Origin of the sequence: Halomonas sp. PA16-9 (assembly GCF_009728585.1) — a bacterium.
In the GTDB taxonomy this organism is placed as follows: Bacteria; Pseudomonadota; Gammaproteobacteria; order Pseudomonadales; family Halomonadaceae; genus Vreelandella; species Vreelandella titanicae.
In genome coordinates this window covers 1,629,116-1,641,767 of sequence record NZ_CP040451.1, presented here as the reverse complement: position 1 = coordinate 1,641,767, position 12,652 = coordinate 1,629,116, and the positions used below count along the sequence as shown (strand labels likewise).

The 12,652-nt window shown below is 53.9% G+C and carries 12 protein-coding genes and 2 pseudogenes; 10 read left to right on the top strand and 4 right to left on the bottom strand.

From position 1 onward, the window contains the following. Positions 1–28: 28 nt before the first annotated feature. Entirely contained in the window at positions 29–1,024 is a 996-nt protein-coding gene (locus FDY98_RS07615) for an OmpA family protein (RefSeq protein WP_340146825.1), read from the bottom strand. A gap of 210 nt (positions 1,025–1,234) precedes the next feature. Here FDY98_RS07615 and FDY98_RS07610 point away from each other — a divergent pair, with 210 nt between their 5' ends. From FDY98_RS07610 to FDY98_RS27385, 4 genes are all read left to right on the top strand, one after another. Further along, complete coding sequence (locus FDY98_RS07610; RefSeq protein ID WP_411906215.1) at positions 1,235–1,900, top strand: hypothetical protein; 666 nt, start codon at positions 1,235–1,237, stop codon at positions 1,898–1,900. A 4-nt stretch (positions 1,901–1,904) separates the two neighbouring features. Continuing rightward, the gene (locus FDY98_RS27395) at positions 1,905–2,288 is read left to right on the top strand and encodes a FlgO family outer membrane protein (protein ID WP_340146824.1); all 384 of its coding nucleotides are present in this window, start codon (positions 1,905–1,907) and stop codon (positions 2,286–2,288) included. After that, entirely contained in the window at positions 2,285–2,494 is a 210-nt protein-coding gene (locus FDY98_RS27390) for a FlgO family outer membrane protein (RefSeq protein WP_340146823.1), read from the top strand. The genes FDY98_RS27395 and FDY98_RS27390 overlap by 4 nt, the downstream gene beginning before the upstream one ends. Positions 2,495–2,710: 216 nt before the next feature. Further along, positions 2,711–3,079, top strand: a complete 369-nt coding sequence (locus FDY98_RS27385; RefSeq protein ID WP_340146822.1) for a GNAT family N-acetyltransferase — start codon at positions 2,711–2,713, stop codon at positions 3,077–3,079. A gap of 33 nt (positions 3,080–3,112) precedes the next feature. Here the strand turns inward: FDY98_RS27385 and FDY98_RS07595 are convergent, their stop codons facing one another. Together FDY98_RS07595 and FDY98_RS07590 are read right to left on the bottom strand one after the other, a co-directional pair. Then, on the bottom strand, positions 3,113–3,433 hold the full coding sequence (locus FDY98_RS07595; RefSeq protein WP_027959606.1) for a DUF6916 family protein: 321 nt from the start codon (positions 3,431–3,433) through the stop codon (positions 3,113–3,115). A 66-nt stretch (positions 3,434–3,499) separates the two neighbouring features. Then, positions 3,500–4,045 carry a phage tail protein gene (locus FDY98_RS07590; RefSeq protein ID WP_027959607.1) on the bottom strand — a complete coding sequence of 182 codons (546 nt, stop codon included), beginning with the start codon at positions 4,043–4,045 and terminating at the stop codon, positions 3,500–3,502. A gap of 887 nt (positions 4,046–4,932) precedes the next feature. Here FDY98_RS07590 and FDY98_RS07585 point away from each other — a divergent pair. From FDY98_RS07585 to FDY98_RS07560, 6 genes and pseudogenes are all read left to right on the top strand, one after another. Continuing rightward, a pseudogene (locus FDY98_RS07585) lies at positions 4,933–5,378 on the top strand (DUF4347 domain-containing protein); the annotation flags it as partial. 273 nt (positions 5,379–5,651) lie between these two features. Beyond that, a complete protein-coding gene (locus FDY98_RS07575) occupies positions 5,652–7,013 on the top strand; it encodes a cadherin domain-containing protein (protein ID WP_196518199.1) in 1,362 nt (453 codons plus the stop codon). 14 nt (positions 7,014–7,027) lie between these two features. Beyond that, entirely contained in the window at positions 7,028–7,270 is a 243-nt protein-coding gene (locus FDY98_RS07570) for a hypothetical protein (protein ID WP_155705742.1), read from the top strand. Beyond that, positions 7,267–10,557, top strand: coding sequence for an Ig-like domain-containing protein (locus tag FDY98_RS07565; RefSeq protein ID WP_155705741.1), 3,291 nt, complete (start codon positions 7,267–7,269; stop codon positions 10,555–10,557). The genes FDY98_RS07570 and FDY98_RS07565 overlap by 4 nt, the downstream gene beginning before the upstream one ends. A 17-nt stretch (positions 10,558–10,574) precedes the next feature. Beyond that, a pseudogene (locus FDY98_RS29375) lies at positions 10,575–10,619 on the top strand (hypothetical protein); the annotation flags it as partial. 198 nt (positions 10,620–10,817) lie between these two features. Beyond that, positions 10,818–11,525, top strand: coding sequence for an outer membrane protein (locus tag FDY98_RS07560; RefSeq protein ID WP_027959609.1), 708 nt, complete (start codon positions 10,818–10,820; stop codon positions 11,523–11,525). 125 nt (positions 11,526–11,650) lie between these two features. Here FDY98_RS07560 and FDY98_RS07555 read toward each other — a convergent pair whose 3' ends face one another. Continuing rightward, positions 11,651–12,634 carry an acyltransferase family protein gene (locus tag FDY98_RS07555; protein WP_027959610.1) on the bottom strand — a complete coding sequence of 328 codons (984 nt, stop codon included), beginning with the start codon at positions 12,632–12,634 and terminating at the stop codon, positions 11,651–11,653. Positions 12,635–12,652: the final 18 nt, after the last annotated feature.

Here is a 12,652-nt window from a genome sequence, read left to right as displayed (position 1 = left end):
CTATTAACTGCCCCTTACTCCACATGAATCACCACCTCAACCCCCGATTACGTGCACGCCCTTCCGCGGTGGCGTTGCTCTCTAGCGGTTTTGTTGCTGCCAAGCCGACTGCGCGAAGGCGTTCAGCATCCACGCCCGCCGCTTCCAGCGCTTCCACAATGGCAATGGCACGAGCACTCGACAGCGCCCAGTTAGATGAGAACTCCTCGGTGCTAATGGTCTGGCTGTCCGAATGGCCCTCCACCCACACTTCGCCATCGTAGCGCTGAATAGTCTCGAGCAAACTGCTCACTAGTGACGACCCATCGTTGGTTAGCTCAGCCGTGGCAGAGGGAAACAGCAGTTGATCCTGTACACGCAGGCTAATCCCCTCAGCCACCCGCGATACTTCAACACCCTCCAGGTCGGGCAAATAGGTAGACTCTTCAACGCGTTCCGAAAGCGCCTGATTTAGCGCAGTCGCCCCCGCTACTGACTCATCGCTCACCGCTTGTACATTTGCCGGGGGGTGGTCGGTTAACACCACCATGTAGTCAGCTAAGGGCGATGTAAAATCATCGCTGCCCGCGGGCATCAGTAGTTTTGGTAAAGAAATAACCGGCTCAGCAGGCGGCAATGGTGCTGCCAAAAGCGGTGGAACACCGAAGCTGACTCGTCGAGGAAGATCGGCCAGCTTGGGCAGCCCTGCCACGCCAAGTGCCGCACTAATCGCCATGGGGTTCAATCCTGCACTGCTCCACCGGGCGACACTCTCACGCTCATGGCTTACCTGGGCCAATGCTTCAGGCAGGGGGACTCCCAAAGTAGGCGAGGATGTGCCCGCGTCCTCGCTCACACTATCCTTCTGGTTCAATTGAGGAATAACCGGCCCTGCAGCGGCGATAATGACCACGAACAGAGCCACCAACAAGGTCATGATATCGAGATAACTGATCATCCAACCGCTACCGCTATCACTTTCATGATAGGCCGACATCAGCGAATCATGGCGCGGACCGCCGCGGTGATCTTCAAGCATTGGCATTATCGCTCATTCAAGTTTTTAACCTCGTGGCCGATCTTGCTAGGTATGATGAATTAGATACGTCGAATTAGGCATGGCAAACTAAGCAAAGCACATAGTCTATCAAAAGCCGTTTTGTAGCGAAAAAGGAACCAGCAGGTGCGCACCCGTCCCCGATTATTTCCATTACCCTATTTCATACGTCCTGTTAGTTTGGGGCTGGCAAGCTTAATGCTTAGCGGCTGCTTTTATGCCAATACATCTCAAGCGCCGATCGCCACTACCTACCCCTATACCGAACAGCAACGTATGCAGGCAGCTCACCACTGGGATGTGCTGGCCCGCCATGAAGCTACCAGCATTTTACAACGCGAGCGCGTCCGCAATCGCGATTTACACATCAGCGAGTCAGATAGCGAAGCACTGCACGCCTACAGTGGCGGTGAATTTGGGCGTGGCTTTCGCGCACTGCTGACCAGCGAACTGGTGTCACGGGGCGCTAACCTTACCACCGCCCCCACTGCAAACAGCGCCAATATCACTATCGACGTCGAAGTTGTCGAGCACCGTGACCGCGGCTTTATACGCCCACCGGTTGGCGCTTTTACCGCACTCACCGCGGGCATTGCGGTAGCCACGATTCCGTTTAATCAGTGGAGCGAACCTGCGCTGGGATTAATCCCCGCCGGCATGCTTGCCGATACCACCAGCGGTAGTTGGACATACACCGGTGACGAAGAGATCATCGTGACCACGCAAATTATCGATGGCGAACGAATTCTCTACTCTTCGTCCAACATTTACTACATCAATGCCGGTGACCGTCGTCAATATGCCCCCCATCGCGTGCCTCAGGCACCTACCACACCCTCCGTTTCCCTTACTGATACGTGGTAATTTCATGCTGATGACACTTTTCACTACTTGGCGCGCTCGCTCTATCGGCCATGCTACCCGTGGGATGACCATGGGCATAACGCTACTGTTACTGGCTGGTTGCAGCGCGCTGGGCAATGCTAACAATACGCCCGCCGAACCGGAACCCGATCTCTCTGAATTGGTTCATGCCGCTGCCGAGCAGATGGTTGCCAGCAATCCAGAGCTCACGCGCTATAGCCCCATGATTGCCGCCACTTTTGTGAGCATCGACAATCTAAGCCAGTCATCCACACTGGGGCGTATTAGCTCTGAAATTATGGCCTCCGCACTGGCCCGCCAGGGTATGCAGGTACGCGAAGTCAAAATGCGCGACAGCATGTTTATCGAAGAGAGCGTGGGGAATTGATTCTATCACGGCAAGTTCAGCGCCTAACCGCTCAGCACAACGCCCGTTCAATTTTAATGGGCACCTATGCACAGGGCCAGGACTACGTCTATGTAAGTGCTCGGGTCGTGCGAGCAGGTGATGCCATGGTACTCGGCAGCGCCGATTTCCGCTTACCGCTCAATAACAACACCCGAAGCTTGTTAGAGGGCCAAGGGGGTTGGTGAGCACTCACGATTTTTGGCAAGCTCACGTTTATCTTGTAGTGGTGGGCGATTCAATCAACTTATATCCTTGGGCAATGGCAAACGAATGGCAGGTATTGGCGGGCACTTAAACGATGGGTTGCAACTTCGGCCCTCTAGAGATTCAGATCATCTTTTTCTTGAAGCGCTTTATCGAGATATCCGCAAGACCTGCAACTAGCGCTGGCTGATCAAGACATGATTGAGGCGCTGCTTGAGATGCAGGTTAAGGCCCAAGCAATCGGTTATGGAACCGCCTACCCCAATGCCTTGTATTATATTGTCGAGAAACAGGGTGAGCGGATCGGCCGTGTGACGGTGGATTTCGGTGCTAATGAAGTGCATATTCTCGACCTCGCGCTGATCAAGGGGGCACGTAACAAGGGTTATGGGGCTGTTGTTCTTAGGGCAGTCCAGTCAGCAGGGGCTCAAGTTATGAGCCCCGTTTCCCTCTCCGTCGATCCATTTAATGTTTATGCCAAACAGCTTTACCAGCAGCTAGGGTTCCGTTTTGAAGGATTAATGGGGGCAGTAGAGCGCTGGGTCTGGTATCCGCAAACGCCCTAGTCAACTATTAGTTAAAACTATTAGTTAAAACTATTAGTTAAAAACCAGTTGATACCAGGGCCGTGGGTCACCACCCATTGGGGGTAACACACGGTTAATGTAGACGCCTTCCAGCGTTGCCCCGTCGCCTAAGCGCAAGACCCCGGTGGCGCTGGTAAAATCAACCTCGTCTTGCTGCCCAGACAGAAGAACACCGAAAGGCTCTCGCGCTTCGTCTGCCCCAGGCACTTGGCAGTCGGGGCGGCTTGTTATTTGCTCGACCGTTAACTTCACCGAAAGCGCAGAGGTCGCCTCAAAGGTACACTCTTTTCCCTGTAGCGGCTGAAAGTCCGCCGCCGTAATGGTGCCTAACATCGTGACTCCTACGATAAGAGGCCGAACCTCCAAACGTTCGGCCACCATCACTTGTTGCCCTACCTATTATTGGCGGGATGGATAGATACCCTGCAATGCAATACTGAAGTTCAGGGCGAGATAAGGGTTCATAACGTTAAACGGTTGGCTCCCTCCGCTAATGCCCGTTTGGCCATTGCCTAACTCAACCGTGCCAGAGGGGGTGCCACGGAAGTAATTGTTCACAGAGCCACTAAGGCCCGTTTTTCCGCTGGCTAAATAATCTCCTGTGGCAGGCGTGTCTTCATTGGCGTCATCCGGCGTAGTCATTGCCCCTGCGGCATGGGTATGTTGAGGCATTTGATTGATAGTCAGTGTGCGGTTTTCCGCTCCAGCCAGTTCCCCGATATCGACATTTGCCATGCCCGCTCCCTGACCTTGCCCTCTGGGCATTCGCCCTCTCAGATCTGGCAGGTTAAAGGTGGTTTGGCCGTTGCCACCGTAAACAGTGCCGAGCAAAGAGTAGAGAGCCTGATACTGTGCAATAGATAGCTGGGTACCATTGCATAGCCCCCAACCCACGGGCGCCCATGCAAAGCCTAACATTTTGATTTCCCCAAGAAACGGATCCATAAAGCACTCCTTTGTTACTGTTGTAATGAAAATGACATTAATAAAGACATCGCTTAATGCTTACGGCATCTACTTGTCCACTAGCTTAGGCCACTAACCGCTGACAAGCCTGCTACACGCTCTAGTACCCTAGCCTCATTAAACCTAGCAGTAAAATCTTGCATACACTTAGGACAGCGACCATAATCTTAGTACTTATTTGGCAATCTCCTCAATAAACTTTAATAACTGTTTTTCCTTAGTAAGAAACCCAAAAACTGCATAAGCAGTAAGGTAAGTTAAATAAGCAAAAACTAAAAAAGAAAAATTGAATTACAGCCTAAGACACTCCACACAGCAGCGGGGTTGTTCTTTGGTGTAGCGAAGAGCGCGATCCCGTGTTTCTGAACGTGGGAAGATAGGACCTAATCGGGCGACCAGATCATCCAACGTGTTGAAATAGGGAAATTCAATGCCTGCATCTTTCACCCTGTGAGCGTCTTTACATCAATCGCAGGCAGTGTCGCTTACTCAGTGACGGCTGTCATACTCAGCATTTCAGCTTAGATGCCGCAGAATCACAGTATCAGTTGGGTATCACCGAAATCACTAGAACGGTCACACATAGCACAACGGATCACTTCAGTATCAACTTCTCGCAACCCCTTGTCAGCGACGTGCTCTCGAAAGATCCTAGAGTAAAGAACTGCACAAGGAGCGTTAAGATAAGTATTACAGCGCTTCGGGTCGCTATCATTGGCGGCGGCGTCTCTGGCCTGCCACCCGCCTACTACCGGGTCGACGCCGTATAAGAAAAGCCGTCTAGAAAAGCGATATAAAAAAGACGTAGAAAAAACCTAGACAACCATATAACCAAATCTCTACACAACTTAAAGAGTGTACTCTTTATGAATACTCCCACTCACCAAACGCACCCAAGCCAATCGACTGGTCGTAACGAAGTTATCTTCGTCGACCCCCGAGTTGACGATTATCAAACACTGCTTAACGGCGTGACTGACGATACCGAGGTCATACTGTTAGACCCCAGCGCTAACGGCGTTGAACAAATCGCCCAAGCGTTGGCACAACGCAGCGGGGTTGATGCGATTCACCTCGTTTCCCACGGCAACGAAGGGCGCCTAGCGTTGGGCAATAGCACACTGGATAGCGAGACGCTGCCGAGTTATGCCAGCTTCCTGGAACAATGGGGCGATGCATTAGAGCCAGGCGGAGACATCCTTATTTATGGCTGTGATGTTGGCGGGGCGAGCAAGGGCAGCGGTTTGTAGAGGCGCTAGCACGGGTAACCGGGGCGGACGTAGCAGCTTCCGATGATCTAACCGGGGCCAGCAACCTTGGCGGGGATTGGGATCTGGAACAACAAACAGGCCTGATAGAAACAGCCGTTTTTACACCCGCGCCGGGGCTATTTCAGTCGACCTTGGCAATATCCAATGAGAATTTTGATGATGTAGGCCTTATCAATGAAAGTCCTGTTACATCAATAAACATTGGAGATTGGACGTTTGCAATGGATGGTGCTGATAGGATAGCTACCCCCAACTCTTCAGACTTCACGCTCAACTTGAATAATTCAGGGGATCCTAATGACCGAGTAATTTGGATGAACTTTGAGAATCCAAATATTCGTCAATTCACCTTTTCTTCGACCGATGGGTCTGAATTCGATCTTGGCTCCGTTGCCATTGGCATATCTGAGACAACAACTGACACTAATCCCGTGGCAACGATTCAAGGGTTCCGTGACGGTGCCGCAGTAACTTCTGCTGAATCACTTGACTTTACAGCTTCCGATACACAAGGAGACGCCCACTACACCTACAACGAAACTACAGCGGGTGGTGCTTATGGCGCGATAGATTTTCAGTCTGGCTACGACAACGTTGATGAAGTCAGGATTACATTTAGCGACGTCGCCGTGCTCGAAATGGATGACCTTGTCGCGTCACCGGCTGTCACGAATAATAATCCCGTTTTTGAAAATACGGATCCAGGCGGCCTGGTCGTCGACGAAACGTCCACTGATACCACCTCCGTCATCCACGATGTCAATGCCAACGATGGCGATAGCAGTGGAACCGACTCTGTCACCTACTCGATCACCGCTGGCAACGTCGACGGCGCGTTTGAGATCGATAGCAATAACGGCGAGATTCGTCTAGCGGATCCTGACGCACTCGACTATGAAGCCACCGCAAGCTACACCCTTACTATCCAGGCCGATGACGGTGAAAGCAGCAACAACACGGCTACTCAAGACATCACCATTTCCGTCAACGATATCGCCCCGGCCATCACCACCGGCCAAGTCTTTAGCGTTAAAGAGAGCGATGATAACAGCACGGTACTGGGCACTGTCGCTACCACGGGCGACGATCCAGTGAACTACTCCATCAAGTCCGGCAACACTGGCAACGCCTTCACTATCGATGACTCCACGGGCGAGATCACCCTGAGCGATACCAGCCAGCTCGACGCCAGTGTGACCGGTACCTATACGCTCAGCGTACAAGCCACCGATGGTACGACCCCCTCGACGGAAAATATTACTATTAATGTGGTCGATGACGTGGCCCCTAGCGTTACCAGTATTGCCCCCAGCGGCTCGCCCGGTGCCAACGCGACCTCAATGGATTTCACCGTTACCTTTAGCGAAAGCGTCAACAATGTTGACGCCGGCGATTTTACCCTCACCTCTACCGGTACCGCCTCTGGCACTATTAGTGCGGTTGCTGGCAGCGGTGACAGCTATACGGTCAGCGTTACCGGTATTAGCGGTGAAGGCGACCTGCGCCTGGATCTTAACAGTGGCACCGATATCGACGATGGGGCGACCAATGCCCGGCAGGCTACACCAGCGGTACGGCTCACAGCGTTGATCTGGTCAAGCCGAGCGTCACCAACGTCACTTCGCCGACGGCCGACGGGACTTATAAAGCGGGTGACACCGTTGATATTACGCTGACCTTTAGTGAAGTTGTGACCGTAACCGGGACGCCGCAGCTAACGCTGGAAACCGGGGCAACTGACCGAGTCATTGATTACACGGCGGGCTCCGGTACAAACACGCTGACGTTTGCGTATACCGTTCAAGCAGGCGATGAAACCAGCGATCTGGCGCTGGCGGGCAGCGAGATCCTGCTCAATGGCGGCTCTATAAAGGACTCGGCAGGTAACGACACGGTGTTGGCCCTGCCCCCTCAGGCGATGCTAACTCTTTGAGTAGCAATAAAGATATTGTGATCGATGCCATCGCCCCTAGCATTACGAGTATTGCGCCCAGTGGTTCACCTGCGGCCAATGCTTCCTCAGTGGATTACACCGTTACCTTTAGCGAAGACGTCGACGATGTTTCTATCGATGACTTCCTACTCAACACCACCGGCAACGCTTCGGGTAATATCGCCTCCATTTCAGGCTCCGGCAGTAGCTACACCGTCACTGTGGATACCATTACTGGCGAAGGCGACTTGCGCCTTGACCTGAATGACGGCACCGACATCAATGATGGTGCAGGCAATGCCTCGGAGGGCTTCTCCAGCGGCACTGCACATACCGTTGACGTGATGAACCCGAGTGTAACCAATGTCACCTCGACGAATGCCAACGGTACTTATAAAGCGGGCGACACCGTTAACATCACCCTAGCGTTCAGCGAAGCCGTGACGGTCAGCGGTACACCGCAGTTGACGCTGGAAACCGGGGCAACGGATCGCACCATAGATTACGTGGCTGGCTCAGGTACCGACGAGCTGACGTTTGCGTATACCGTCCAGGCGGGGGATGAGTCCAGTGATCTGGCGCTGACCAACGCTGGAATCATCCTCAATGGCGGCTCAATTCGCGATGCAGCAGGCAACGACAGCGAGCTCACCCTGCCCACACCGGGGACTGCCAACTCGCTCAGCGCCAACAAAGACATCGTCATTGATGCCGTAGCGCCCGTCATCACCAGCGTTTCTATACCGGATAGCAGTCATAAAATCGGCGATACCGTGACCGTCGCTATTACCGCGGGAGAGCCAGGCTTGTCGCTGGACGCCGGTACGGTGAACGGGGTAGCGGTCAGCGATTTTACCGATCAGGGCGGCGGCAGCTATACCGCCACTTACACGGTACAGGAGGGGGATACCTCCCGCGCCCTCGGCGACGATATTCCCGTTAACTTTGTGCTATCCGATGCGGCAGGCAATAGCTCCACTGCTTACACCACTGCTATCAGCCAGAGTGCTGATGTCATCGACGCGGCTCGCCCCACCCTGGATGGCGCTATTGTACCGTCGCTCGCCACCATTACTGACGACCAGATCGGCAGTGGCGGTTTTACCCTGACGCTGAACTTCAACGAAGCGATGAATACTGGCGTCGCGCCCACGATCACCTTCCCAACGGAAGATCCCAGCAACACTCTTACCTTTAACACCGGCAGTTGGACGGATGCCACGACCTATATCGCCACCTTTGACACTGCCGATGCCAATGAAGTGATCAATAACGTGGATGTGCGAGTCAGCGATGCTCAGGATGCGGCGGGCAATACGCTTGCCGCCGTAACGCAAAACGACCTCTTCAGTGTGGTGACCGCCACCAGCCCGGCGATTCAGGCGATTACCTCGCCCACCGCCGATGGCACCTTTGCGGTGGGCAGCAGCATTGATATCACCGTGACGTTCGATAAAGCGGTCGACTTTACTGCCAACGGCGGCGCGCTAACGGCTACACTCAACACCGGCGCAACGATCCTTCTCACCAATAGCGACGCCGCTAACCAAATGCAGTTTAGTGGCCGTTATACGGTGCAAGAGGGTGAGACGGACACCGATGGGCTTAACGTCGCCTCGCTAACCCTGACCGGCGGTGCCACGCTGGTCGCCCACGATAACGGCGTAGCGGCGGACCTTGATACGCTGCCCGGCAGTCAAAATCTGGCCGACAGCGCTGAGTTGGTGGTTGATGCTAACTCGCCCGCGGCTACCCCAGCACCCACATTAGCGGCTGATTCCGATAGCGGTGTGAGCGATAACGACAATATCACCAATAACAATACACCCACCCTCATCGGCACCGGGGCCGAGGCAGGCGCTACCGTGACGGTACGTGTCGACGGCATCAGCGTGGGTAGCGCCACCGCCAATGGCAGCGGTGACTGGGCCTTCACCTTGGCCGAAGGCGACCTGAGCGAAGGCCTCAACACGATCGATACGCTGGTTGGCGATAGCGCAGGTAATACCAGCAGCGCATCAGCGGGTCTTGCGCTAACCCTGGATAACACCGCGCCCACCGCCAATGACGATACAACGGCCACGGTACGTGAAGACGCGGGGGAGGCCCTGCTGACCAACGTTAACGGAGCCGGCGATAAGCTCACCGATAACGACACAGGCGCAGACGACACGGCCCCTATCACCGCTGTGAATGACCGTGCCGATGCCCTGAGTAGCGCGGTGGCGGGCAGCAACGGCGGGCGCTTTATTATCGAAGCCGATGGCACGGCTAGCTTCGACCCCAATGGTGAGTTTGAAGGCCTTGCCCACGGTGACACGCTTACCACCGATGTCACCGTCGACATTCAAGACACCGCAGGCAATACCAGCACGTCCACCCTTAGCGTGACAGTGGAAGGCGTCAATAATGCACCTACCATCGCCACCAACGCGGGCCCCAGCGTAAAAGCCGGCCGTAGCGTCACATTAACGACGGCCAACCTGAATGAAGGCGATCCGGATGATGCTGGCGATGAGCTCACTTATACACTGAACACCCTGCCAACGTCCGGTACGTTATTGCTCGATGGTACCGCCTTAGCCGCGAGAGAGACGTTTACCCAACAAGACATCGACAATGGCTTGGTGACATTTACCGCGGGCAGCAGTGCGGGCAATGCCAGCTTTGACTTTACCCTGGCTGATGGCGGCGAGGATGGTGTGGAAAGTGTCTCCGGCACTTTGACCCTTACAGTGGAAGCAGCACCGGTGCCGGAGCCCGAGCCTGAGCCCGAACCTGAGCCAGAACCTGAGCCAGAACCTGAACCCGAGCCAGAACCTGAGCCTGAACCCGAGCCAGATAGCGATAATGACGGCGTGTCCGACAATGACGAAGCTCGCGTACCTTCTTTAGGCGAAGGAACTGGCGACGGCAATGGCGATAGCATCGCTGATGTTGAGCAGGATAACGTTTCCTCGCTACCGTTTTTAAATTCACCGACCGCGATCACGAATCCGGCCGGAGCCCCTGAAATATTTATCACACTGGCCGCCAATAATACGATTGATAGCACTAGTGAGCTGGTGTTACGCAATATTCGCCAGTTGGATGCGCCGGAAGATAGGCCAGACGACCTTGATATGCCGTTGGGGCTACTCTCGTTCGAGGCTGAAACTGACACTATCGGCGGCATCAGTGAGTTTAGCCTATTCGTAGATGGCGACCTGGAAATCAATGGCTACTGGAAACAAAATGCTGCCGGAGAATGGGTCAACCTCGCCAGTGAAGCCTTCGGGGCGGCCTAGAGCAGCTAGATGGCAAACTGCGGCTCGACTTTATACTGCAAGATGGCGGCGAATTTGATAGTGACGGCATCGCCGATGGTGTGATCGTTGATCCAGGCGCCCTGGGGTTTCGCCAAACGGCAACGCCTCCACCGGAGCCGCCAACTGAACCTGAACCAGCCCCACCCGAACCAGCAGCGCCTTTCAACCCGCAAACCCCTGGCCTAGAAGATTTTTTTGGATCTGGAACGAGCTGGGCTAACATGCTAAGGAAACCTCTCATGCAAAAAACGCTTACTTTGTTACGCAACCTACCTCGTATTACTTGGCTCGCAGGCATCACTTGTGGTGTAGCCGTTGGCCAAGCGCATGCCAGCGGCTACCTATTGCTGGAAGGCGGCAAAAGCTACGCAGACCTCTCCACTCAACCCTTTGACCGCGCCGCTACGGCCTGGCTGGCCTCCCCCACTGCCAGCAGCGCCCAAGTGAATAGCGACGACAGCGATACCCTGTGGCGACTGGGGGTAGGCTATGCGCTCAGCAAACAATTTGCCGTCGAGTTCTACTACGAAGACCTTGGTGACTACCAAGCTACCATGAACCTGAATGGCACCAACGGACAAGGTGCCTCCGCGCAGCTAAATGCCACCGAAGCCGTCAAACTGAGTGGCTTAGGAGCACAGCTAGTAGGCCAGTGGCCGCTAACGTCCCACGTATCGCTGCTCGGCACGGCAGGGGTTGCGTATTTAGAAAATGAACGGCGTTACGATGCCACCGTGACCAATTTTAACGCCCCGATCCAAACAACAAATATCAATGATGACCGCCACACATGGGCCCCCACCCTGGGCGCAGGGGTGCAGTTCAGCGTCACCGAGGAGCTCTCCCTGCGCGGACGCTACACCCGCTACTTTGATGCCGGTGAAACAGACAACCTACCCGCGTTTGATCTGGATCTTATCAGTGCTGGACTCACTTGGCATTGGTAACGACAAAGCGTCTAAACATCTGCAGAGGAAAATGCACCGCCGACCTGCTCTTTCTCGGAAAGAGTAAGCTCAACCGGCAACTAGGCTAACAGGGAGCCACTCAATGGCGATAATGCCGTTTTTACTTAACGGTGCATGCGCGCAAGACGTGGCTTGCACCAGCGTTGAAACGGCGTTTCTACGAAATACCACGACAGCCAAGCTAGCAAAATTGAAGCTCCAAGCGAGAAAACCACTGCCACCTCGGCTGAAAAATACGCTTTTACCCAATACACGGGCAAATTATGAAATAAATAAACCCCGAAGCTGATAGTACCCAAAAATGCCAATATAGATGAATCACGCACCGCTAACCTGCTATGAATGACCATCCAGAAAAGCGCACTATATAAAAGTACCATCATCCCGCGATAGGCAAAGCTCTCACCCCAAAATAGAGTTTGAGTGATGGTTTGATAATAAACCCCGCAGATGATGATGCTCAGCGCCAGACCGAATGCTCCCCATGTACACCAAGGCTGTGTCACGACTGTTCGCTTGTGGGCCTGGTGTCCCAGCCACCCGCCTAACCAGAAGGCGTACAAATGTAGCGGCATCACCCACAACTCCGCATACCCTTCCCGCCACTGAGTAACATTCAACATAACCGCCACCGCTGCCATCAACATGAACGCGGCTACATGCCATAAACGAGGTATAAAACTGGGTAAAAAAGCAAGCAGGGCAAAGAAAGTAAAAAAAACCGGTAGCGACCAAAAAGGAGGATTCAGTGCAAATGCCGTCGCGCGGTCTGGGGTAGCCAACAAAAAAATCAAATGATGTGCTATCAACTCTGGCCACTCTTCCAATGGCACCTGCCGAACCAATAAATAAGCCAACACCGCCACTAGAAAAGCCGGGTATAAACGCGTTAGCCGCTTTGCTAAATAGTACCATCCACGGCTACGCTCCCAATTAAGTGCGTAGTATCCCGATACAACAAAAAAACAGCCAGTACCATAGCTATAAAACGGTGTATTGAAATACTGGCTTGCGTAATGCGATGCCACTACCAGGGCAGCACCAAACACTTTTATTAAGTTTAACGCATTGAATAGAGAAGGTGACATTGAGCCTTTCGCTTGCGG

Excerpts from the sequence above, each read along its gene's own strand:
- FDY98_RS07555 (WP_027959610.1), bottom strand. The coding sequence starts at position 12,634 with ATGTCACCTTCTCTATTCAATGCGTTAAACTTAATAAAAGTGTTTGGT.
- FDY98_RS07560 (WP_027959609.1), top strand. The coding sequence starts at position 10,818 with ATGCAAAAAACGCTTACTTTGTTACGCAACCTACCTCGTATTACTTGG.
- FDY98_RS07610 (WP_411906215.1), top strand. The coding sequence starts at position 1,235 with ATGCTTAGCGGCTGCTTTTATGCCAATACATCTCAAGCGCCGATCGCC.
- FDY98_RS07595 (WP_027959606.1), bottom strand. The coding sequence starts at position 3,433 with ATGTTAGGCACCATTACGGCGGCGGACTTTCAGCCGCTACAGGGAAAA.
- FDY98_RS27385 (WP_340146822.1), top strand. The coding sequence starts at position 2,711 with ATGATTGAGGCGCTGCTTGAGATGCAGGTTAAGGCCCAAGCAATCGGT.
- FDY98_RS27395 (WP_340146824.1), top strand. The coding sequence starts at position 1,905 with ATGCTGATGACACTTTTCACTACTTGGCGCGCTCGCTCTATCGGCCAT.
- FDY98_RS07575 (WP_196518199.1), top strand. The coding sequence starts at position 5,652 with ATGAACTTTGAGAATCCAAATATTCGTCAATTCACCTTTTCTTCGACC.
- FDY98_RS07615 (WP_340146825.1), bottom strand. The coding sequence starts at position 1,024 with ATGCCAATGCTTGAAGATCACCGCGGCGGTCCGCGCCATGATTCGCTG.
- FDY98_RS07590 (WP_027959607.1), bottom strand. The coding sequence starts at position 4,045 with ATGGATCCGTTTCTTGGGGAAATCAAAATGTTAGGCTTTGCATGGGCG.